Consider the following 21,341-nt stretch of genomic DNA (forward strand, 5'->3'; position numbering starts at 1 on the left):
TTAGAACGACGGCACGACAGAACCCTTGAACTGGGTCTTGATGAACTGGCGCACGTCTTCCGACTGATACGCGGCCACCAGCTTCTTCACCCACGGCTTATCCTTGTCCTGTGTGCGCACCGCGATCAGGTTCGCATACGGGCTGCGAATGTCTTCGAGTGCGATCGCGTCTTTGGTCGGCTGCAGGCCGGCGGCCAGCGCGAAGTTCGTGTTGATCGCGGCTGCATCGACATCTGCGAGCGAGCGCGGCAATTGCGCGGCATCGAGTTCGACGAGCTTGATCTTCTTCGGATTCTCGGCGACGTCGAGCGCGGTCGCGTTATTGCCGTTCGTGCCCGCGCCGACCTTCAGCTTGATCACGCCTTGCGTCTGCAGGAGCAGCAGCGCGCGGTTTTCGTTCGACGGATCATTCGGCACCGCGACCTTCGCGCCTTGCGGAAGATCCTTCAGCGACTTGAGCTTCTTCGAATAGATGCCGAGCGGCGAAATATAAGTAAGGCCCGCGTTGACGATCTTGTAGCCGCGTTGCTTGATCTGGCTGTCGAGATACGGTTGATGCTGGAAGCTGTTGGCGTCGAGATCGCCCGCGTCGAGCGCGGCGTTCGGCTGCACGTAGTCGTTGAATTCGACCACCTTCACGTTCAGGCCTTCCCGCTTGGCCACCTTCGTGACGACTTCCCAGATTTGCGCATCCGGGCCACCGATGGTGCCGACCTTGATGACTTTTTCATCGGCGTGGGCGTCGAAACTGGTGACAATCGCCGCGCCGGCGATCACTGCGGAGAGGGCTTTGAGGATGTTTCTGCGCTGCATGAATTCTCGCTGTTTCTAATCGAATCGACTTGAGGTCGGACTCGGGTGATAGCCGGCGACACATGCTGATGACACATGGATATCAGCGCGCCGCTGGCCGGACCGTAAATCCTCTCATATGGCTCGCAGGATGGGAAATATCGCGATCGCATATGGGTATGCACGAGCCGGCCGGCGGCAAAAAGCCGCGCTGTAGCCGATAATTCGAAACGTTGCCGCGCGTGTCCGCGGTTCGTTCAATTGCCAGCGAGAACGCCTATGTATGTAGTCAACCTCATCTATACCGCACCGCTCGAACGCATCGACGATGCGCTCGACGCACATCGAGCCTTCCTGACGACGCATTTCGAAGCGGGCGTATTCGTCGCGGCAGGACCGAAAGTGCCGCGCGACGGCGGCATCATTCTGGCGGTGCGTATCGACCGCGAGAAGCTCGATGAAATTCTCGCGAGCGACCCGTTCGCCGTGCAGAAGCTCGCGCGTTATGAGGTGACCGAGTTCAAGACTACGCGGCTCGCTCCGGGATTGAATTTGCCGATACCGGTTTGAGCGTTGGCTCGAGGTTCTGAGCCTGCCGCGTCAGTCGAGCAGCAGCTTGATGTCGTGGACCCACGGTGCGGCGCCCTGGCCGTCGCGCGCGAAGAGGCGCAGCTTGCCGTCGGTGTCGAGCACGTAGCTCGCCGCGGTGTGGTCCATCGTGTAGCTTTCGGGTGTCTTGCCCGGCACCTTGGCGTAGTAGACGCGGAAGTCTTTCGTCACCTTCTTGAGCTGCGCCTCGTTATCGGGGCGCAGGCCCACGAACGTCGGATTGAACGCGGGCACGTATTGCGCGAGCAGCGCAGCCGTATCGCGTTCCGGATCGACGGTGACGAAGAGCACCTGCACGCGCTTTGCATCCTCGGGGCCCAGTTGCTGCAGCGCTTGCGACAGCTCGGCCATGGTTGTCGGGCAAACGTCCGGGCAATGCGTGTAGCCGAAGAACAGCACCACCACCTTGCCTTTGTAGTCCGCCATTGTGCGTATCTTGCCGGACGTGTCGGGCAACGAGAAGTTGCTCGCGAATTGCGTGTTGCCGGTGATGTCGAGATTCTGGAATGCCGGCGGTTGCTTGCCGCAGCCTGCCACGAGCAACGCGCCGCCAAGCGCGCAAGCAATCACAGCGGCACGCGCCGCGCGCGCGAAGCGGATAGTGTGCATGGTGTTATGCGCCGATCACGACGCGCGCATAGTGGTCGATCAACAGCGCGGCGAATAGCAGCGACAGATAGACGATCGAATAACGGAAGGTTCGGCGCGCCAGATCGTCCGAGTACTCGCGATAGATCTTCCACGCGTACGCGAGAAAAACGGCGCCGAGCAGTGCAGCCGCAGCGAGGTACACCACGCCGCTCATGCCGGAAATAAACGGCATCATGGTGACGGCGAAAAGGATCACCGTGTACAGCAGGATATGGAGCCGCGTGTACTTTTCGCCGTGCGTGTTCGGCAGCATCGGCAGGCCGGCGTTTTCATAGTCTTTGCGGCGATAGAGCGCGAGCGCCCAGAAGTGCGGCGGCGTCCACACGAAGATGATCAGCACGAGAATCCACGCGTCGCCCGGCACATGACCGGTGACGGCGGCCCAGCCGAGCGCCGGCGGCATGGCACCCGAAGCGCCGCCGATCACGATGTTCTGCGGCGTGGCCGGCTTGAGCAGCAGCGTATAAATGACCGCATAGCCGACGAACGTGGCAAGCGTGAGCCACATGGTCAGCGGATTGGCGAACGTGTAGAGAGCCCACATGCCGAGGCCGCCGAGCACGGCCGAGAACAGCAGAATCTGCGTGGTAGTGATTTCACCGCGCGCCGACGGACGCCACGAAGTGCGCCGCATCTTTGCGTCGATCTTCTGTTCGACAAGACAATTGATGGCGAACGCGGCGCCGGCCAGCAGCCAGATGCCGACCGTGCCGCCGATCAGAATGGTCCAGGGCACCATGCCGGGCGTCGACAGAAACATGCCGATGACGGCGCAGAACACGGCGAGTTGCGTGACGCGCGGCTTGGTCAGGGCAATGTACTGGGAGATCCGGCTGCCGGGCGTTTGGGAGAGTGTTGTGCTGTCCATGTGGAGTCACGCTGGCGCGGCATCGCGCGCGGGCAACACGGCGCGGCCGGGACGGCTATAAGCGATTCGAAAGTTTAACATAACGAGCAGAAGCAGCAGGATCGCCGCACCGCCGTTATGAGCTACCGCAATAGGCAGAGGCCATTGCAGCACGATGTTCGACAGCCCGGTGACGAACTGGATCAGCACCACCAGCAACACGCCGTTCGCCGGACGCCGCAGCGACTTGAAGCGGCGCAGTTTCAGCGCGAACCAAACGAGATAAGCGACGACCACAAGCGCGAACGTGCGATGCGTCCAGTGAATCGCCACCAGCGCGTCCTGCGTGATCATATCGCCGTCGACAGTCATGCCGAGCGCCCGCCACAAATGGAAGCCGTGGGCGAAGTCCATCGGCGGAACCCATTGGCCGTTGCAGGTCGGAAAATCCGTGCAGGCGAGCACCGCGTAGTTCGTGCTCACCCAGCCGCCCAACGCGATCTGCGCGATCAACAGCACGAGACCCGCAATCGCCGCGGCGCGCCAGCGCGCGGCTTTGGGCTCATATGCGGGCAGCGGCGTCTGCCGCGCGGCCAGCCAGCCGAGTGTGCCGAGCAGCGCGAGACCGAGCAGCAGATGCGTGGTCACGATAACCGGCTGCAGCTTCATCGTCACGGTCCATGCGCCAAACGCGCCTTGCACGAGAATCAGCAGCAACAGCGAAGTGGGCCACCACGGCGATACATGCAGCGGACGTCGCTTGATACGCGCGGTCCACGCAATGACCGTCTGCGCGATGATCAGCACGCCGATCGCCATCGCGAAGTAGCGGTGGATCATTTCTATCCATGCCTTCGTCATGCTGACGGGGCCGGTGGGCATCGCCTGATGCGCGGCGCTAATCGCCGCGTGCGCGATAAACGGCGACGACGTTCCGTAGCAACCCGGCCAGTCGGGACAGCCAAGCCCGGAATCCGTGAGACGCGTGAAGCCGCCGAACATCACGAGGTCCAGCGTGAGGAAAGTGGTGAGCCACACGAGCTTGCGGAATTTGTTGTCGTCGGCCTTAACCCACACGTAGGACAGCGGCAACAAAGCGATACACAAGCCGATCAGGCCCAATTGCAGTACAAACATCGTCTCTTACCCTGGTTTCGGCATCAGCCGATGCTCGACCATTTCAGCAGCCTGGTCACGTCGCCCTTGATCTTGCTCGGGTTCGGATCTTTCGGGAAACGCATCATCAGATTGCCATTCGGATCGACCATATAGATGTGGTCGGTAACCTGGGTGCCGTTGTCGGTCGGCAGCCACGCCGATACCTGCGCCGGATCGGCAAGCAGAATGTTGGTGTCGGGATAGGCCTTTTGTATCACGTCCGCGACGTTGCCCGCACCTGTGCGAAGCCACACTTCGACGACACGCTCGCGTTCCGGGCCTTGTGCCGCGCGGATTTGCCGCATGAAGTAGAGCTTCGTCACGCACGCTTTGTCGCATGCGCTGTTGTCGACGGAGATCAGCAGCCAGCGGCCACGCAGCGTGGCGAGCTTGAGCGGCTTGCCGTCTTCGCCGGTCACGACGAGCGATTCAGGAATCGGCCGTTGCGGTTCGACGAGCGTGCCATAGCTCGTGCTGCCGCCGCTTGGCTTAATCACGTAGTACGTGAAATACGAGACGGCGATTGGTGCGGCGCAGATGACCGCCAGCAGCAGCAGGACCCAGCGGCCGCGCTCCCAAGAGCCCTTGCCGTTAGGCTGGCCGGGCATCGGTTTGGCGGCAGCGGGTTTGCCGGTTTGCGGCGAACGGGGAGATGGCGTCGACACTACAGGACCTCTTTTCAATGATTGTGCGGCTCGCGCGGAGTCGCGCGGAAGCACGCGCTGCATTACATGCCCGGCGCGTGCTCTTTTTTGGCGGCGCGGCGCGCGGCGTACAGCCCGAAGGCCAGTGCCGCGGCCGCCATGCCCCACCACTGGAACATGTAGCCGTAGTTGCGTTCCACGCCAGTGGTGGGAGCCGGCCAGTCGCGCACGAGTTTGTCGCCGTCGTCGCTCAATTGCTGGATCACGAATGATTGCAACGGCAGTCCGGTTTCAGCGGCGTACGCGGCGACATCCAGATTCTGGCGGATCAACTGATGCGCGGCCGAACCGCCCTGACCAAGTTCGAACGCGCGCGACGCGTCAGCACGCGCTATGCCTTCGATCTCGATCTCGCCCTGCGGCGTGACATACGGCGCGATGGTCTCGCGATTGTTCATATTGCGCGGCAGCCAGCCGCGATTGATCAGCACGTAACCGCCGTCGGTGAGTTTAAAAGGCATCACGACGTAGAAGCCCGGCTGATCGTTATACGGACGATTATCGAGGTAGACCACCTTGTCCACGACAAACGTACCGCGCGCCTTCACACGATGAAATTCGATGTCCTTCAATGCCACCGGTGCGGCGGTTACCGGCTGCGCCGGCGCGTTCTCGAACTGCGTGACGCGCGCCTCGAGTGCCTCCTTCTGATGCGCGCGATCACGCTGCCAGAAACCGAGCCGCAACGTCACCGCGACCACCAGCAGGATCAACAGCGCGGGGACGAGCCGGAATGTCATCGACCACACTCCATGTCTGCTCGCCGCGCCGCTGGGAACGCAGGGCAAACGCCGGCGCGCGGTGAGATAATAACCATCTTGCCTCTGCGCTTTCCCGTTTCAGCAGGTTCCATGCACATTCTCGTTCCCATCGCCTTCGTCCTGATCATCGCCAGCATGGTGTCGGCGCTGTACTTCATGATGCATGACAAGGGCAAAACCAAGCGGATGGTCTGGTCGCTCGCCACGCGAGTCGGACTTTCGATCTCGCTGTTCCTCTTCATCCTGTTTGCATCCTGGATGGGCTGGATTCACTCGACCGGCATTCCGTACGGGCGCTAAGCCTGGCGGACCATCACTGCCCTAAACAAAACGCCGCCCTGACAGGGTCGAGGGCGGCGCATCAATCCTGCGTACTGCTCGCGCGCCGCGTCCCGGAGGACGCTGCGCGATGGCCTGCGCGTGTTCCGGCTGGCCGGTCGGCGCAGGCCTACCAGCCTTACAGCCAGTAGACGACGACGTACAGCCCCAGCCAGACCACGTCCACGAAGTGCCAGTACCAGGCCGCGCCTTCGAACGCGAAATGGTGTTCCGCCGTGAAGTGGCCGCGGATCATCCGCGCCAGCACCACCGCCAGCATCGTGCCACCGAGGAACACGTGGAAACCGTGGAAGCCGGTCAGCAGGAAGAACGTCGAGCCGTACACGCCGGAGGACAGCGTCAGATTCAGTTCGTTGTATGCGTGGAAATATTCAAAGCCCTGCAGGAACAGGAAGCAGACGCCGAGCACGAGCGTAGCCGCCAGCCAGACAATCGCCTTCTTGCGATGATCTTCACGCAGTGCGTGGTGCGAAACCGTCAGCGTGGCGCCGGAAGAAAGCAGCAACGCCGTGTTGATGGTCGGCACCGGCCACGGCGTCATCGACTTGAAGGTGGACACCAGCGCCGCGGGACCGTTGTTTGGCCACACCGACGAGAAATCCGGCCAGATCAGCTTGTAGTCGAGGCTTGAAAGCTCATGCAGTGCGATTGCGCGTGCGTAGAACAGTGCGCCGAAGAAAGCGCCGAAGAACATCACTTCGGAGAAGATGAACCAGCTCATGCTCCAGCGGTACGACTTGTCGACATTCTTGCCGTACATGCCGCCTTCGGACTCGGCAATCGCGTCGCCGAACCAGTGCCACAACGTAAAAAGCAGCCACAACAAACCGACGACAACGCCGATCGGCGCCCAGTCATGTTCGTTGATCCACGCCGCCAGCGATCCGAGCATGACCAGCAACCCGACGGCGGCGCTGATCGGATGCCGCGACGGATGCGGTACGAAATAGTACGGGCTCTCGTTTTGACCGCTCATTCTTGATTCTCCACTTCAGTCCAGTTGTTCCGGAAGCTCCGGCTGTATCTTCGGCGGCGCGTGTGTACCGCACCGCTTCGCTCTAATTCCTGGGCGCTGCTTCGCCCGATACCGCATGCATGCCCGTGCCTCGTCAGCCTGTCAACCAACCACCGCGCGCACCACCAGAATCAGCACGCCGATGAAAATGGCTGCACTGATCAGCGCCGCGATAACCACATGCAGCGGATTCAGTTGCGTGGCGTCGGCTTCCAGATCGCGCCGCTTGCGCACGCCGAAAAACGACCAGAACACCGCCCGCATCGACTGGCCAAAACTGCTTTTGCGCGGGCCGCCGCTGTTATCGCTCATTGTTGCTCATTTGTTGTCTTCCTTCGCCCGCGGCCCGAGCCGTCAGGTGGGATTCGCAGCGGTTGCCGCCGTCTCGGCCGGCAGCGCTGCGCTTCCGACCTTCGCCGTTGCCGGCGTATTCAACTCGAAGAACGTGTACGACAACGTGATGGTTTTCACGTCCTTCGGCAACTTCGGATCGACGACGAACACCACCGGCATCCGCTTCGTCTGATTCGCTGTCAACGTCTGCTGCGTAAAGCAAAAACATTCGATCTTCTTGAAGTACTCGGTCGCCTGCTTCGGCGCGTAGCTCGGAATGGCTTGCGCCTGAATCGTGCGCGCCTGTTCGTTGCTCACCTCGTACATGACGGTTGTCACTTCGCCCGGATGCACGTCCACACTGCGCTGTTCCGGTTTGAAACCCAGCGGGCCACGCGCGTTCGCATCGAACTCGATCGAAATCGTGCGGCTCATGTCGACCTGCGTGTTCTTCGCCTCGCGCGCCGTCGCATCACGCTGCACGAGGTTATTGATGCCGGTGATCTGACAGATCGCCCGATACATCGGCACGAGCGCAAAACCGAAACCGAACATCATCAACGCGACGACGAACAGTTTGATCAACATTGAACGGTTAAAAGAGCGATCGGCCTGAGCCGGCGGTTGCGTCGACATCTCAATCCTCAACAAACCTGCAAACCCGAGTTCGCCCGCTTTCGTCAGGAAAACCAACCCTGATTGATGATGACGCTCGCGAAAAATACCGCTGCGATCGCGAGCAGTACTAGGCCGATCCGCCTGTTGCTCGCTCGAATCTGCTCCGGTGTACGTCTTTCCTGTGGATTGCGCGTCATGCTCGAGATTCTTGATACTTTGTCACTGCCGTTGCAGCACTGTCGCCGCTGTCCGGTTCCGGCGACCACATCTTATGTCGCCCCAGAACCGATCATCTCGCTAAACGGCGATTACTCGACGGTCGGCGGGTTTTCAAACGTGTGGAACGGAGCCGGGCTCGGCACGGTCCATTCGAGGCCCGTTGCGCCGTCCCACGGCTTGTCGCCGGCCTTTTCGTGCTCGCCACCGCCACGATAGGCAGGCAACGCAACCGCGAACAGGAAGTAGACCTGAGCCAGACCAAAGCCGAACGCGCCGATGGAAATCACCTGGTTCCAGTCGGTGAACTGCGCCGGGTAATCAGCATAACGGCGCGGCATGCCCGCGAGGCCCACGAAGTGCATGGGCAGGAACGCGAGGTTGAAGAAGAACATCGACGCCCAGAAGTGGATCTTGCCGCGCGTTTCGTTGTACATCCACCCGGTCCACTTCGGCGCCCAGTAGTACCAGCCGGAGAACAGCGCGAACAACGAGCCCGCCACCAGCACGTAGTGGAAGTGCGCGACCACGAAGTAAGTGCCGTGATACTGGATGTCGAGCGGCGCCATGGCGAGCATCAGGCCCGACAGGCCGCCGAACGTGAACACCAGCAGGAAGCCGACCGCGAACAGCATCGGCGTTTCGAAGGAGAGCGAACCGCGCCACATCGTCGCGACCCAGTTAAAGACCTTCACGCCGGTAGGCACGGCGATCAGCATCGTCGCGTACATGAAGAACAGCTGGCCCGTCACCGGCATGCCGGTTGCGAACATGTGGTGCGCCCAAACCATGAACGACAGAATCGCGATCGACGACGTTGCGTACACCATAGAGCTATAGCCGAACAGCGGCTTGCGCGAGAACGCCGGAATCACCTGCGACACGATCCCGAACGCCGGCAAGATCATGATGTAGACCTCGGGGTGCCCGAAGAACCAGAAGATGTGCTGGTACATGACCGGGTCGCCGCCGCCTGCCGCGTTGAAGAACGACGTGCCGAAGTGACGGTCGAACAGCACCATGGTGATCGCGCCTGCCAGCACCGGCATCACGGCAATCAGCAGGTACGCGGTGATCAGCCACGTCCAGACGAACATCGGCATCTTCATGAGCGTGAGGCCCGGCGCGCGCATGTTCAGGATCGTCACGACGATGTTGATCCCGCCCATGATCGACGAAGCACCCATCAGGTGGACGGCGAAAATCGCGAAGTCCATGCCCGGGCCCATCTGCGTGGACAGCGGCGCGTAAAGCGTCCAGCCCGCGGCGGTCGCGCCGCCCGGCGAGAAAAACGAACCGACGAGTAGAACAGCCGCCACCGGCAGAAGCCAGAAGCTGAAGTTGTTCATGCGGGCGAAAGCCATGTCCGATGCGCCGATCTGCAGCGGCACCATCCAGTTCGCGAAGCCGACGAAGGCCGGCATGATCGCGCCGAACACCATGATCAGGCCGTGCATGGTGGTCAACTGGTTGAAGAACTCGGGGCGCATGATCTGCAGGCCCGGCTCGAACAGCTCGGCACGGATCATCAGCGCCATCACGCCTCCGGAGAGGAACATGGTGAACGAGAAGATCAGGTACAGCGTACCGATGTCCTTGTGGTTGGTTGCGAACAGCCAACGACGCCAGCCATGCGGCGTTTCGTGGGCATGGTCGCCGTGCACGTGCTCGTGGCCCGCGACTACATCGTGTCCGATGCTAGACATGACAATCTCCTAAAGCGAATACTGCGGTGCTGACCGTGACACGTCAGGCAGCCGGGCTGATCTGAACACGCCGGGCTTCTTTCGCGTCGCTGCCGCCCGTGATCGTTTCCGGCTTCTTCAAAATGATATGGTCTTCGGCGATGCCGGCTGCTTTCAACGCGTCGCGCACGGCTTCGGCGCGGCTCTTCGCGAGCTTCGCGTTGGTGTCGGCGGAACCGCTTGCATCGGTGAAGCCCGATAGCGTGAACTTCGCGTCGGGATGCGCCTTCGCGTAGGCCGCCGCTGCCTCGACCGCCGCTTTCGCGTCGGCCGGCAGCGTGCTCTTGCCGGCGTCGAAATAGACGCTGGCCGGCAATGCGGCTTGCGATGCCGCCGCGCTTTCGGAACCCGCCGCCGCTGCTTGCGCACCCGATGCTTCCGATGCCGCCGCGGCGCCGCTCGCTGCCGCGCCTGCGTCGGCCAGATGGTTGCCGCCTTCCGGCATCTTGCCGTTACGGGCGTCCGCGACCTGCTTCGGCTGGAGAATGTCGCCGGTGTGGTTGCCCCACGAGTTGCGTTCGAACGTGACCACCGAAGCGATCTCGACGTCGTTCAGCGTCGGCGCCCAGGCAGGCATTGCGTTCTTGCCCTTCAGCACGATGCTGACGTGCTGGGCAATCGCGCCGTTGGCGACCTTGCTGCCGTCGAGCGCCGGAAATGCGCCTGCGCCCTTGCCGGTCGGCTGATGGCAGACCGCGCAGTTCGCCGCGTACACCTTGCCGCCGCGCTCCGTCAGCTCGGCCAACGTGTAGGTCTTGTTCGGATCGTCCTGGCCTGCGGCCATTTTCTTCTTCTGCGTGTCGACCCACTTCGCGTAGTCGTCGGTGGAAAGCACTTCGACGACGACCGGCATGAACGCGTGTTCCTTGCCGCAGAGTTCGGTACAGAAGCCGCGGAAGGTGCCGACCTTCTCAGCCTTGAACCACGTGTCGCGCACGAAGCCGGGAATTGCGTCCTGCTTCACGCCGAAAGCCGGCACGTACCAGGAGTGCACCACGTCGTTCGCGGTAGTGATGATGCGGATTTTCTTGCCGACCGGCACGACGAGCGGATTGTCGACTTCCTGCAGATACGTAGTGGAAATCGGCTGGCGGCCGTCGGTTTCCGAGCGCGGCGTGGCCAGCGTGGAAAGGAAGCTGATGCCCTCGCCCGGCCCCTTCACGTAGTCGTAGCCCCACTTCCACTGGTAGCCCGTAACCTTGATGGTGACGTCGGCGTTCGTCGTGTCTTTCATCGCGACAACCGTCTTGGTGGCCGGCAGCGCCATCAGCACGACAATGACGAACGGCACGATCGTCCAGATGATTTCGACGGTGGTGCTTTCATGGAAATTCGAAGCCTTGTGCCCTTTCGATCTGCGGTGAGCGAAGATCGAATAGAACATCACAGCAAACACGCCGATGAAAATCACCGTGCAAAGAATCAGCATGAACGTGTGGAGGCTGTAGAGCTCCTCAGCGATTTTCGTCGCAGGCGGCTGGAGATTGATCTCGTTGACGGCGGGGCCGCCCGGAACATCGCCCACTGCCAGGGCGGCACCGGCGAAAAGCAGTCCGCTCATCGCCAGCACGCCCATGAGCGCTCGCTTGATTGTTTTCATAGCTTCCTTACCCAAAATTTCCATTCAAACCCTCGACCCCGCTGACCCCGATCACCCGCTACCGGGCTGCCTCGCGCTCCCCGTGAATGCCGCGTGCCTCGACACGTCTAACAACGTGCGAGCCACATACGCAATTCGCCGGCGAACTGCGCGCGCCGGTGCTGCGCGAGATGCTGCCCGATCATGATCGTCTCGCCGCGCGAGACCAGCCTGATCTGATCACGCGGCGTTGCGCCAGCCTCGATCCGCACCCAGCGCGGATTGAACTCGAACTGCGTGATCTGCTCCGCGCTAACCTGTTCGATCACGAGCCGGTTCTGAAACAACCGGATGCGCTCGTAATCGACAGCATGACGCGCATATATGGCAAACGCGATGGCCACCGCGAGCAACTCAATACCGGTGAACGGCAACACCAGCCAGGCGCCGACCAGAACCAGCATGAAAGCAATGGCCAACGAGAACAACGCAAGCGACACGTATAAACATACGAACTGCCGCGGCGACATCGAACAGTTGCGTTTCATGGTCCAGTCTTTCAGGACCGGTTCTGAATCCGCCAGCAGATCTGATGCTTGCATCGCTGCCTCCTGCCGATCGTCAACAACGACCGCCTGCGATGCCTGACCGCGGCCTGACGTTCCGGCCGCCGGTCATCACCGCGCCAACTCATCTTGCAGCCCTGTGCCTCGGGCCTGCCGCCCCAAATGTGGGAACTCCGGGCGACAAACTGACGCATTATAGGCGCGATCCAAAGCATCCACAAGCAAGCCCCGATTGCCCCACAAGCCAGGCGCGACAAGCCTCCGCGCCGTTTTGCCGCACCTTCCGCATGTGTTCCGAAACGGTAATTTCAGACATAACAGATGTCCTCTTTACCGCTTTAGCGATTCCTGGACGAACCTCGCCCAATGTCCTCTATTCGCACGATGCCATGCCCTTCCGCCGTCGTGCGCGGCACTGCTTTCCATGCGTGGCCGTAGATCACCTCGAAGGTCAGCGCGATCGTACCGTCGCCGCGCCGGCGGGCTTCGAGTGCCGACAGCAAGGCTTTGTGCAACCGGCGTGCCGCCGCGCCCGACGACATCTCGCGCTCGAACGGATACGCGCCCCAACGGCGCACATCCGCGAGCAGCGACTCGGGCGACTTATAGGTAATGGTGAGCGTTTCCTGGTCCATCACGGGAATTTCAAACCCGCTTTCGACCAGCATGTCGCCAAGATCATGCATGTCGACGAAGTCGATCACATGCTTGCGCGAACCGACGCCATGCGCCGCTTCGACTTCGGCGTATGCACCGCGCAGCTCCTTCAGCGTGTCGGGGCCGAGCGTGCTGAACATCAGCAGGCCGTTCACCTTCAACACCCGCTGCCACTCGGGGAACACCAGATCGGGCCGTGAGTGCCAGTGAAGCGCGAGATTCGACCAGATGAATTCGAAGGCGCCCGCCGCGAACGGCAGCGCGGCAAAGTCGGCTTGTGCGAAGCGCGGACCGCGTGCGCCAAGCGCCTTGCCGAGCGTGGCCGGCAAGAAGCGCCGCCAGCTCGTGTCGCCGGAATCGTGGCGCAGCGCGCGCGTGAGCATGCCGCGCGACAGATCAGAGCCGAATACTGGCGCTTCGGGAAAGCGCTCACGCAACGCAGGAATGTCTTCGCCCGCGCCACAGCCGGCGTCGAGCACGCTCGTCGGCGCAACCTTGATGTATTCGAGACGCTCGCGCATGCGCTGCGCTATTTCGCGCGGAAGGAAGGCGACGTCGTCGAAGGTCGCCGCGCGGCGGTCGAAAATCCGCCTGAGGCGCCGGGAATCATAGGCCGGACGGCCTGATTGAGCGGGAGTTGGGGGCATGAGTGTCGTACTGGCGTGGAGCCCGAAGTATACTCGTTCGCTTCCTTCGATTCAGAGTGAAAGGCCTTTGCGGGCGGTGCGTGCATGTCATTCCAGGCATTTTCTTCGTCTTGTGGCGACCGGTTCGCGCGATTCGCGCGCGACCTGCGTTCAGCGTGGCCGCATGCGGTGCAGGCCGTGCTGCCGAACGGGTGCGCCCTGTGTGGCAATTTGTCGCATGCCACGCTGTGCGCCTATTGCGAGGAAGCGTACTGGAATGAAGGCGCCCTGCGTTGCGGCGTGTGCGCGGTGCCTTTGCCGTTCACGCGAACTCAGAGCGACATGGCTTATCGCTGCGCGGACTGCATCGCCGAAAAGCCGCCGTTCGATGCAAGCTTCGCGCTCGCCGATTACCGCGCGCCGCTGGACACGCTCGCCGTGGGCCTGAAGTTTCGCGCCCAGTTGATGCTGGCGCGCGAATTTGCGCAGCGCCTCGCGCGTCTTGCGCAAGATGCCTGGCACGATGCGGCCGACCGTCCCGACCTGATCGCCCCCGTGCCGCTCGCGGACCGGCGTCTGGTCGAGCGTGGTTATAACCAGGCATGGCAGATCGCCAAACCGTTGGCTCGCGCGTTGCACGTGCCGGCCGACGCGACTTTGCTGCGCCGGGTGATCGATACGGCGCCGCAGTCGCGGCTCGATCTCGACGCGCGCCGGATGAACGTCGGCCGCGCGTTCGCGCTTGCGCGGAGCGTGCAAGGGCTGCACGTCGGCATCGTCGACGATGTGATGACGACCGGGGCAACGCTGGAAGCGCTGGCTCGCACGCTGAAGGCGGCCGGCGCGCGGCGGGTCACGAACTTCGTCGCGCTGCGCACACCGAAAAACTAGTTTCTACCTGGCCACTCTATGTTCAATGTCGTTCTCGTCGAACCGGAAATTCCGCCGAACACCGGCAACGTTATCCGCCTGTGCGCCAATACGGGCGCGCGTCTGCATCTGATAGAGCCGCTCGGTTTTCCGCTCGACGACGCCAAGCTGCGTCGCGCCGGCCTCGATTATCACGAGTACGCGAAGATGAACGTGCATGCCAACTGGGCTGAGTTCATCGCGAAGGAATCGCCGGACCCCGCGCGCATGTTCGCGTTCACCACGCGCGGCTCGGGCCGCTTTCACGACCACGCGTTTCAATCCGGCGACTGGTTCGTGTTCGGCGCGGAAACACGCGGCCTGCCCGACGCCGTGCTCGAGCAATTTGCCAACGAACAGCGCGTGCGCCTGCCGATGCGTCCGGGCAACCGCAGCCTTAACCTGTCGAATACCGTCGCGATCGTGGTCTTCGAAGCGTGGCGTCAGACGGGTTTCGAAGGCGGCGCCTGACGGCGCCTCAACTCCGCTTCATAGCGCTGGAACATGGCGTCGTCGAAACAGGCGAAGATCACCTGTTCGAGTTGCGGCATGCGCGGCAGATTTTCCAGTACGGTTTCGACTGCGATCAGCACTGCCTCATCGGCGGGAAAACGGTAGATGCCGCAACTGATCGCAGGAAACGCAATGCTCGCGCAATTCGCCTCGCGCGCCACTTCGAGCGAGCGCTGATAACACGAAGCCAGCAAGTCGGCCTCGCCGTGCCTGCCGCCTCGCCAGACCGGGCCGACTGCGTGGATCACATATCGCGCCGGCAAACGGTAGCCGCGTGTGAGCTTCGCGTCGCCGGTCGCGCAGCCGCCAAGCGTTTCGCAGTCGTGCAGCAACTCTTTGCCGGCCGCGCGATGAATCGCGCCGTCCACGCCACCTCCGCCCAATAGCGAAGTATTGGCTGCGTTGACGATCGCATCCACATCAAGCGTCGTTATGTCGGCCACGCGCGCTTCCAACGTGCAACGATCGATACTGAGCATATGAACCTCGCTGATCCGAAGCGTCGATAGACGGTGGACAGCAAGTGCAGGCAGCCGTTCAGCGTTGTTACACGCCGAACGGCTGATGAACAGGAGCGACGGGGACTTAAGAGAAGCTATTCAGCCTTGGAATCGCGCCGCAGCATGGCGCTGACGGCATCGCGAGGCGCTACGCCGTCGAACAGCACGGCACAGACCGCTTGGGTGATCGGCATTTCGATTGCATGAGCACGCGCGATGGAAAGCACCGCCTGCGCGCAACGCACGCCTTCGGCCACGTGGCCGAGGCCGTCGAGAATATCGTCGAGCGAACGGCCCGCGGCGAGTTGCACGCCGACCGTGCGGTTGCGCGACAGATCGCCCGTCGCGGTCAGAATCAGATCGCCAAGGCCGGTCAAACCGGTGAACGTCTCCGCGCGTCCGCCGAGCGTTACGCCGAGGCGCGACATTTCAGCGAGCCCGCGCGTGATCAATGCCGCGCGCGCGTTGAGGCCAAGACCCAGGCCATCCGCAATGCCTGTTGCAATCGCCAGCACGTTCTTCACCGCGCCGCCCACTTCGACGCCGACAATGTCGTCGCCGGTATAGATGCGCATCGCGCCGTGATGGAAGGCCGCAACGGTGCGTTCGCGGCACGCTGCCGAAACACTGGCGATGGTGAGCGCGACCGGCAAGCCCTGCCCGACTTCGCGCGCGAAGCTCGGGCCTGAGAGCACACCATTGCTGCCGTGCTCCGGCAACTCGGCCGCGACCACTTGATGCGGCAATAACTGCGAATCCGCCTCGAAGCCCTTGCAAAGCCACACGACGTGCGCCGGCACCTTGCCGGCGTCGCGCATCGACCGGAACAGACCGCGCAGGCCGGCCACGGGCGTGGCCACGACGCATAACGCATCGTCGGCAAGAGCGTGGTCGAGCGCTGCGCTCAGGTCGGCTTCATAGCGAAGCGCCGACGGCAAAGCAACGCCCGCCAGATAGCGGGCGTTTTCGTGCGAAGTGGAAATATCGGCGATCAACGCGGACTCGCGCGCCCACAACACCGTGTCGTGCCGAACGGCCAGATGGCCGGCGAGGGCTGTGCCCCATGCGCCGGCTCCAAGGACAGCAACCTTCATAGCCGGCACTGCTCGCGACACGTTAATGCGTGACGCCGTTTTGCGCCGCGCCGTCCTGGCCACCCATCTGCGCGAGACGTTGCTCGTACAGCGCCTGGAAGTTGATTTCGGCGAGGTGGATCGGCGGGAAGCCGGCGCGCGTGATCGCGTCGGCGATGTTCGAGCGCAGATACGGGAACAGGATCGTCGGGCACGCAATGCCGACGAGCGGATCGATCTGTTCGGCCGGAATGTTGCGGATGTCGAAAATGCCGGCTTGCTTGGCTTCGATCAGGAACGCAACCTTGTCCGATACCTTGGCCGTCACGGTGCCCGTCACGAGGATTTCGAACACGGTGTCGGCGAGGCGCTCGGCCTTCACGTCGACTTCCACTTCGACCGACGGCATATCCTGCTCGAGGAAAATGGCCGGCGAATTCGGCTGCTCGAGCGACATGTCCTTCAGGTAAATGCGCTGGATGTTGAAGAACGGCTGGTTATTCTCGTCGGACATGATTGAGTGATCCCTGATAGGTATGCGTAGCGGCGGCCCATGAGCTCACAGGCCGCCAGATAGTTGCGGCGCGCCGCCTGCCCTGTCAGGGCGACGATGCGCCGGCTTTGTCCTTCACCCGCCAGTTCGCGCGCCCACGGCGCGCGATTCAGGCGGCTTCGAGCAGAGGCATCAGACCGCCCGCGCGATCGAGCGCGGAAAGGTCGTCGTACCCGCCGACATGCGTCTCGCCGATGTACACCTGCGGCACCGTACGACGACCGGTCCTGGTCATCATTTCCTCGCGACGGGCCGGGTCTTTGTCGATCAGTACTTTTTCGATATTCTCGACGCCGCGCGACTTTAAAAGACGTTCGGCCATCTGGCAATACGGGCACACCTGCGTGCTGTACATGATCACTTTGTTCACTTGGCTACTCCTTGTTTCACAACCGGCATTCCGGCCTTCTGCCAGGCGTCGACGCCGCCTTCGAGAACGTGGACTTCCGCATATCCCGCATCCTGCACGAGACGCGCTGCCTTGTTCGACTGCTGGCCGGTCTGGCAGACCAACAGCACAGGGTTGTTCTTATTCTTCACGAGTTGCGCGACTTTTGCCTGCAACTCGGCGAACTCAAGATGCCGCGCCGCGGGCAGATGTCCCTTGGCGAAGTCGGCCGACGGACGCAGATCGATGACGGCCGCATTGCGCCGGTTGATCAGTTGCGTGGCCTCCGCGGCCGACAGGCCTCCGCGGCCGCGCCTGCTAAGGGTCGGCCACAGCAGCAGCCCACCGGAGATGAGGACGATTGCGATCAGGACAAGGTTTGTGTAATCAGTGAAAAACTTCACGGAAAATCCGCCGAAAAAGAGAGAAATCGGAAAGGGCAATCGAGCCATTATAAAATAACCGCCTGACGCGATGGCGGCGCTCCTCACGAGCACCTCGCAGCGCTTCACCGCTTCCTTACTACCGACCGGCAATCTTATGTACAAACTCGTTCTCATCCGCCACGGCGAATCGACGTGGAACAAGGAAAACCGCTTCACGGGCTGGGTCGACGTCGACCTCACCGAACAGGGCAACCGGGAAGCGCAGCAGGCAGGCGTGCTGCTGAAGGAATCCGGCTATACGTTCGACATCGCCTACACGTCCGTGCTCAAGCGCGCGATCCGAACGTTGTGGCACGTGCAGGACCAGATGGATCAGATGTATATCCCTGTCGTGCATTCGTGGCGTCTGAACGAGCGCCACTACGGCGCGCTGTCGGGTCTGAACAAGGCCGAAACGGCAGCGAAATTCGGCGACGAACAGGTGCTGGTCTGGCGCCGCAGCTACGACACGCCGCCGCCGGCACTCGAGCCGACGGACGAACGCGCGCCCTACGCGGATCCGCGCTACGCGAAAGTGCCGCGAGAACAGTTGCCGCTCACCGAGTGCCTGAAAGACACGGTCGCGCGCGTGCTGCCGCTGTGGAACGAGTCGATCGCGCCGGCAATCAAGTCGGGCCGCAAGGTGGTGATCGCGGCGCACGGCAACTCGATCCGCGCGCTGGTAAAGTATCTCGACAACATTTCGGACGACGACATCGTCGGGCTCAATATTCCAAACGGCGTGCCGCTCGTCTATGAACTCGACGAAAATCTGAAGCCTGTCACGCACTACTATCTGGGCGATCAGGAAGCGATCGCGAAGGCGCAAGCGGCCGTCGCCAAGCAGGGCAAAGCGGGCTGATTTCGCCCGAGCCGGGTTGCCGCCGCTTGTTCACTCGCTTGTTCACCCGCTTGTCCGCTCGCTCGTCCATTCGCTTGTTCAGTAGCTCTCCGCCGCGTTCCCGCACTTCATTGTTAAAGAAGGTGACGGCGAACGTGGCCACGACCCCAGCGGCGCAACGCCAACGGACCGCGCCGACCGGCAAGACATACCGGTTAGCGCCGTCCGTTTCTCCCAAGCACGCCATTACGGCCGCCCTCCGCCTGTTACGGCACATTACTTCCACGCTGCACGCATGTTCCGCCGAACCCGGCACGCTTCGCGCTGTCGAATCACGATTGCCTGCGCCGCGCCCTGACTGGGCGGGTGTGCAGTTATACTTGTCCGTCCCCATCTCTATCGACGCTGCCACGCGCTTCCGACCGCAACAGACTCTATGCGAAAGAACCTGAAAAATATCGGCCTGATCGCCGCGGGCCTTGCTACCGGTGTATTTGCCACTCTGCAACTTTCGGCCTCGGCCCAGCAGCCCGCCAGCGCCGCCACTCCGTTGCCGCTGGACCAGCTCAGGCTCTTTGCTGAAGTCTTCGGGCAGATCAAGCACGAATACGTCGAACCCGTCGACGATAAAAAGCTCCTCACCGCCGCGATCAAGGGCATGGTGTCGAGCCTCGACCCGCATTCGTCCTACCTAGACAAGACCGATTACGAGGAACTGCAGGAGCAGACCAAAGGTCGCTTCGCGGGCCTCGGCATTGAAATCTCGTCGGAAGACGGCCTGATCAAGGTGATTTCGCCGATCGAAGACACGCCCGCGTTCCGCGCCGGCATTCGTCCGGGCGACCTGATCACGCGCATCAACGACAAACCCGTGCGCGGCATGACGCTCGACCAGGCGGTCAAGCAGATGCGCGGCGAGCCGGGCACCAAGGTCACGCTCACGATCTTCCGCAAGACCGACGACCGCACGTTCCCGCTCACAGTTACGCGAGCCGTCATCAAGGTACAGTCGGTCAAGATGAAGATTCTCGCGCCGGGCTACGCGTACGTGCGTATCACGAGCTTCCAGGAGCGCACCACGCCCGATCTGGCCGCGAGGTTGCAGGACATCGCGCGTCAGCAGCCGAATCTGAAGGGCCTCGTGCTCGATCTGCGCAATAACGGCGGCGGTCTGCTGCAAAGCGCGGTCGGTGTAGCCGGCGCGTTCCTTCCGCCGAACTCGGTGGTCGTGTCCACCAACGGGCAGATCCCCGATTCGAAGCAGGTCTATCGCGACACTTACGACAACTACCGCCTGCAATCCTTCGACACCGATCCGCTGAAAGACGAAGCGCCGATCTTCAAGACGGTGCCGATGGTCGTGCTGACCAACGCGTATTCGGCGTCGGCATCTGAGATCGTCGCGGGCGCGCTGCAGGATCAGCACCGTGCGCTGATCGTCGGCAAGACCACTTTCGGCAAGGGCTCGGTGCAGACCGTGCGGCCCATGACCGCCGACACCGCACTGCGCCTGACCACGGCGTATTACTACACGCCGAGCGGCCGCTCGATCCAGAACAAGGGCATCCGTCCTGACATCGCGATCGATCAATACGCCGAAGGCGATCCGGACGACGCACTCGTCACGCGCGAAGTCGACTACTCGAATCACCTTGCCAACACGCAAGACCCGAACGAGAAGAAGGAAGCCGAGAAGCGCGAGCAGGATCGCATGGATCAGTTGCGCCAGCTCGAAGAGCAGAACGACAAGAAGACGCCGGAACAGCGCCAGAAGGATCGCGAGCGCAAGCCGGTCGAGTTCGGCTCCGCCGACGACTACATGCTGGCACAGGCTCTGAACAAGCTCGAAGGCAAGCCGGTGCAGGAATCGAAGTCGGTGACCGAGCGGCGTCTCGCGCAGAACAAGCCGGCTACGTCGGCGTCCGCGCCGGTCGCGGTGAAGCCGACGCAACCTGTGCCGGGCGCGTCGGGCCCTGCGCCGGCATCTGCTCCGGCTACCCAGGGCAAGTAAGCAGCACGAGCACACGTGTCTTCGCGGTGAAAGCCTGCCGCGAAGGCACGCAGCGAAGGCACGCAGCGAACATTGGCAGCGAAGATTCACAGCGAAGACAGGCTGGCCCCGCCATGAATGACGATCAACTCCTTCGCTATTCCCGCCACATTCTCGTCGACGAAATCGGCATCGAGGCGCAGCAGCGCTTTATCGACGCCCACGCGATCATCGTCGGCGCGGGTGGGCTGGGTTCGCCCGCTGCGATGTATCTCGCGGCGGCCGGCGTCGGACGCTTGACGCTGGTCGATGCCGATACGGTCGATCTCACCAATCTGCAACGGCAGATCCTGCATGTGAGTGCGTCGGTCGGACGCAAGAAGGTGGAGTCCGGCCGCGACACGCTCGCGCAAATCAATCCCGAAGTGAGCGTGAATGCGGTGGCCGAACGCGTTGACGATACGTGGCTCGACCGGGAAGTGCCAGGCGCCACAGTCGTGCTCGATTGCACGGACAATTTCGCCACGCGCCACGCGATCAATCGCGCGTGCGTGACGCATAGCGTACCGCTCGTGTCGGGCGCGGCGTTGCGCTTCGACGGCCAGATCAGCACGTTCGATTTCCGCGACGAAGCATCGCCGTGCTACGCGTGCGTGTTTCCCGAAGACCAGCCGTTCGAGGAAGTCGCGTGTTCGACCATGGGCGTGTTCGCGCCGACGGTAGGCATCATCGGCTCGATGCAGGCGGCTGAAGCGCTGAAGCTGATCGGCGGAATCGGCACGCCGCTGACAGGTCGCCTGACCATGCTCGATTCGCTGCGAATGGAGTGGAACACCATGCGCATTGCGCGTCAGCCGGATTGCCCGGTATGTGGACAACGCCACAACGACTGAGCGCAGACGAAGCCATAACGACAAACGCCGCACATTGTGC

General features: G+C 62.3%; 26 protein-coding genes. 7 read left to right on the forward strand and 19 right to left on the reverse strand.

Going from position 1 to position 21,341, the window contains the following annotated elements:
- Positions 1-813 carry a MetQ/NlpA family ABC transporter substrate-binding protein gene (locus C0Z16_RS10275; protein ID WP_102632046.1) on the reverse strand — a complete coding sequence of 271 codons (813 nt, stop codon included), beginning with the start codon at positions 811-813 and terminating at the stop codon, positions 1-3.
- Between the two features lie 258 nt (positions 814-1,071).
- Between C0Z16_RS10275 and C0Z16_RS10280 the strand changes: the two genes are divergently transcribed.
- Positions 1,072-1,362: a YciI family protein gene (locus C0Z16_RS10280; RefSeq protein ID WP_102632047.1), complete on the forward strand. Its 291-nt coding sequence runs from the start codon at positions 1,072-1,074 to the stop codon at positions 1,360-1,362.
- 30 nt (positions 1,363-1,392) lie between these two features.
- Here C0Z16_RS10280 and C0Z16_RS10285 read toward each other — a convergent pair whose 3' ends face one another.
- The 5 genes from C0Z16_RS10285 to C0Z16_RS10305 form a co-directional block, all read right to left on the reverse strand.
- Positions 1,393-2,010 (reverse strand): SCO family protein, encoded by a 618-nt coding sequence (locus C0Z16_RS10285; RefSeq protein ID WP_102632048.1) that lies wholly within the window; start codon positions 2,008-2,010, stop codon positions 1,393-1,395.
- 4 nt (positions 2,011-2,014) lie between these two features.
- A complete protein-coding gene (gene cyoE, locus C0Z16_RS10290) occupies positions 2,015-2,920 on the reverse strand; it encodes a heme o synthase (protein WP_102632049.1) in 906 nt (301 codons plus the stop codon).
- Positions 2,921-2,926: 6 nt separating this feature from the next.
- Entirely contained in the window at positions 2,927-4,036 is a 1,110-nt protein-coding gene (locus C0Z16_RS10295; RefSeq protein WP_102632050.1) for a COX15/CtaA family protein, read from the reverse strand.
- Between the two features lie 23 nt (positions 4,037-4,059).
- Positions 4,060-4,722, reverse strand: coding sequence for an SCO family protein (locus tag C0Z16_RS10300; RefSeq protein ID WP_102632285.1), 663 nt, complete (start codon positions 4,720-4,722; stop codon positions 4,060-4,062).
- Between the two features lie 62 nt (positions 4,723-4,784).
- The gene (locus C0Z16_RS10305; RefSeq protein WP_102632051.1) at positions 4,785-5,501 is read right to left on the reverse strand and encodes an SURF1 family protein; all 717 of its coding nucleotides are present in this window, start codon (positions 5,499-5,501) and stop codon (positions 4,785-4,787) included.
- Positions 5,502-5,612: 111 nt separating this feature from the next.
- On the opposite strand from C0Z16_RS10305, the gene C0Z16_RS10310 reads away from it, so the two are divergent.
- Positions 5,613-5,822, forward strand: a complete 210-nt coding sequence (locus tag C0Z16_RS10310) for a twin transmembrane helix small protein (protein WP_102632052.1) — start codon at positions 5,613-5,615, stop codon at positions 5,820-5,822.
- Between the two features lie 157 nt (positions 5,823-5,979).
- Here C0Z16_RS10310 and C0Z16_RS10315 read toward each other — a convergent pair whose 3' ends face one another.
- The 8 genes from C0Z16_RS10315 to C0Z16_RS10345 all read right to left on the reverse strand — a co-directional run bounded on the left by C0Z16_RS10315 (position 5,980) and on the right by C0Z16_RS10345 (position 13,237).
- Entirely contained in the window at positions 5,980-6,837 is an 858-nt protein-coding gene (locus C0Z16_RS10315) for a cytochrome c oxidase subunit 3 (protein ID WP_102632053.1), read from the reverse strand.
- 141 nt (positions 6,838-6,978) lie between these two features.
- A complete protein-coding gene (locus tag C0Z16_RS10320; RefSeq protein ID WP_102632054.1) occupies positions 6,979-7,188 on the reverse strand; it encodes a DUF2970 domain-containing protein in 210 nt (69 codons plus the stop codon).
- Positions 7,189-7,230: 42 nt separating this feature from the next.
- Positions 7,231-7,845, reverse strand: a complete 615-nt coding sequence (locus C0Z16_RS10325) for a cytochrome c oxidase assembly protein (protein WP_102632055.1) — start codon at positions 7,843-7,845, stop codon at positions 7,231-7,233.
- Positions 7,846-7,889: 44 nt separating this feature from the next.
- The gene (locus C0Z16_RS38695; protein ID WP_217479630.1) at positions 7,890-8,024 is read right to left on the reverse strand and encodes a cytochrome oxidase small assembly protein; all 135 of its coding nucleotides are present in this window, start codon (positions 8,022-8,024) and stop codon (positions 7,890-7,892) included.
- Positions 8,025-8,135: 111 nt separating this feature from the next.
- Positions 8,136-9,749, reverse strand: a complete 1,614-nt coding sequence (gene ctaD, locus C0Z16_RS10330; RefSeq protein WP_102632056.1) for a cytochrome c oxidase subunit I — start codon at positions 9,747-9,749, stop codon at positions 8,136-8,138.
- Between the two features lie 43 nt (positions 9,750-9,792).
- Positions 9,793-11,412, reverse strand: coding sequence for a cytochrome c oxidase subunit II (gene coxB / locus C0Z16_RS10335; RefSeq protein ID WP_102632057.1), 1,620 nt, complete (start codon positions 11,410-11,412; stop codon positions 9,793-9,795).
- Between the two features lie 83 nt (positions 11,413-11,495).
- Positions 11,496-11,969: a DUF2244 domain-containing protein gene (locus C0Z16_RS10340; RefSeq protein ID WP_102632058.1), complete on the reverse strand. Its 474-nt coding sequence runs from the start codon at positions 11,967-11,969 to the stop codon at positions 11,496-11,498.
- Positions 11,970-12,271: 302 nt separating this feature from the next.
- Positions 12,272-13,237 (reverse strand): methyltransferase domain-containing protein, encoded by a 966-nt coding sequence (locus tag C0Z16_RS10345; protein WP_102632059.1) that lies wholly within the window; start codon positions 13,235-13,237, stop codon positions 12,272-12,274.
- Positions 13,238-13,321: 84 nt separating this feature from the next.
- Here C0Z16_RS10345 and C0Z16_RS10350 point away from each other — a divergent pair, with 84 nt between their 5' ends.
- Both C0Z16_RS10350 and trmL read left to right on the forward strand, forming a co-directional pair.
- Positions 13,322-14,107, forward strand: a complete 786-nt coding sequence (locus C0Z16_RS10350) for a ComF family protein (protein ID WP_102632060.1) — start codon at positions 13,322-13,324, stop codon at positions 14,105-14,107.
- Between the two features lie 18 nt (positions 14,108-14,125).
- Positions 14,126-14,596 carry a tRNA (uridine(34)/cytosine(34)/5-carboxymethylaminomethyluridine(34)-2'-O)-methyltransferase TrmL gene (trmL, locus tag C0Z16_RS10355; protein WP_102632061.1) on the forward strand — a complete coding sequence of 157 codons (471 nt, stop codon included), beginning with the start codon at positions 14,126-14,128 and terminating at the stop codon, positions 14,594-14,596.
- Here trmL and C0Z16_RS10360 read toward each other — a convergent pair.
- From C0Z16_RS10360 to C0Z16_RS10380, 5 genes are all read right to left on the reverse strand, one after another.
- The gene (locus C0Z16_RS10360) at positions 14,569-15,117 is read right to left on the reverse strand and encodes an O-acetyl-ADP-ribose deacetylase (protein ID WP_102632062.1); all 549 of its coding nucleotides are present in this window, start codon (positions 15,115-15,117) and stop codon (positions 14,569-14,571) included. The two genes, trmL and C0Z16_RS10360, sit on opposite strands and share 28 nt — an antisense overlap.
- A gap of 116 nt (positions 15,118-15,233) precedes the next feature.
- Complete coding sequence (locus C0Z16_RS10365) at positions 15,234-16,232, reverse strand: NAD(P)H-dependent glycerol-3-phosphate dehydrogenase (protein WP_102632063.1); 999 nt, start codon at positions 16,230-16,232, stop codon at positions 15,234-15,236.
- Positions 16,233-16,254: 22 nt separating this feature from the next.
- Positions 16,255-16,725 carry a protein-export chaperone SecB gene (gene secB / locus C0Z16_RS10370; RefSeq protein ID WP_102632064.1) on the reverse strand — a complete coding sequence of 157 codons (471 nt, stop codon included), beginning with the start codon at positions 16,723-16,725 and terminating at the stop codon, positions 16,255-16,257.
- Between the two features lie 148 nt (positions 16,726-16,873).
- Positions 16,874-17,134: a glutaredoxin 3 gene (grxC, locus tag C0Z16_RS10375; RefSeq protein ID WP_102632065.1), complete on the reverse strand. Its 261-nt coding sequence runs from the start codon at positions 17,132-17,134 to the stop codon at positions 16,874-16,876.
- Positions 17,131-17,556: a rhodanese-like domain-containing protein gene (locus C0Z16_RS10380; RefSeq protein ID WP_102632286.1), complete on the reverse strand. Its 426-nt coding sequence runs from the start codon at positions 17,554-17,556 to the stop codon at positions 17,131-17,133. Before C0Z16_RS10380 ends, grxC begins: the two co-directional genes overlap by 4 nt.
- A gap of 136 nt (positions 17,557-17,692) precedes the next feature.
- On the opposite strand from C0Z16_RS10380, the gene gpmA reads away from it, so the two are divergent.
- From gpmA to C0Z16_RS10395, 3 genes are all read left to right on the forward strand, one after another.
- On the forward strand, positions 17,693-18,439 hold the full coding sequence (gene gpmA, locus C0Z16_RS10385; RefSeq protein WP_102632287.1) for a 2,3-diphosphoglycerate-dependent phosphoglycerate mutase: 747 nt from the start codon (positions 17,693-17,695) through the stop codon (positions 18,437-18,439).
- Between the two features lie 415 nt (positions 18,440-18,854).
- Positions 18,855-20,429 (forward strand): S41 family peptidase, encoded by a 1,575-nt coding sequence (locus tag C0Z16_RS10390; protein WP_102632066.1) that lies wholly within the window; start codon positions 18,855-18,857, stop codon positions 20,427-20,429.
- A gap of 113 nt (positions 20,430-20,542) precedes the next feature.
- Complete coding sequence (locus C0Z16_RS10395) at positions 20,543-21,301, forward strand: HesA/MoeB/ThiF family protein (RefSeq protein ID WP_102632067.1); 759 nt, start codon at positions 20,543-20,545, stop codon at positions 21,299-21,301.
- Positions 21,302-21,341 lie beyond the last annotated feature (40 nt).

This window comes from Paraburkholderia rhynchosiae, from assembly GCF_002879865.1.
Lineage (GTDB): Bacteria > Pseudomonadota > Gammaproteobacteria > Burkholderiales > Burkholderiaceae > Paraburkholderia > Paraburkholderia rhynchosiae.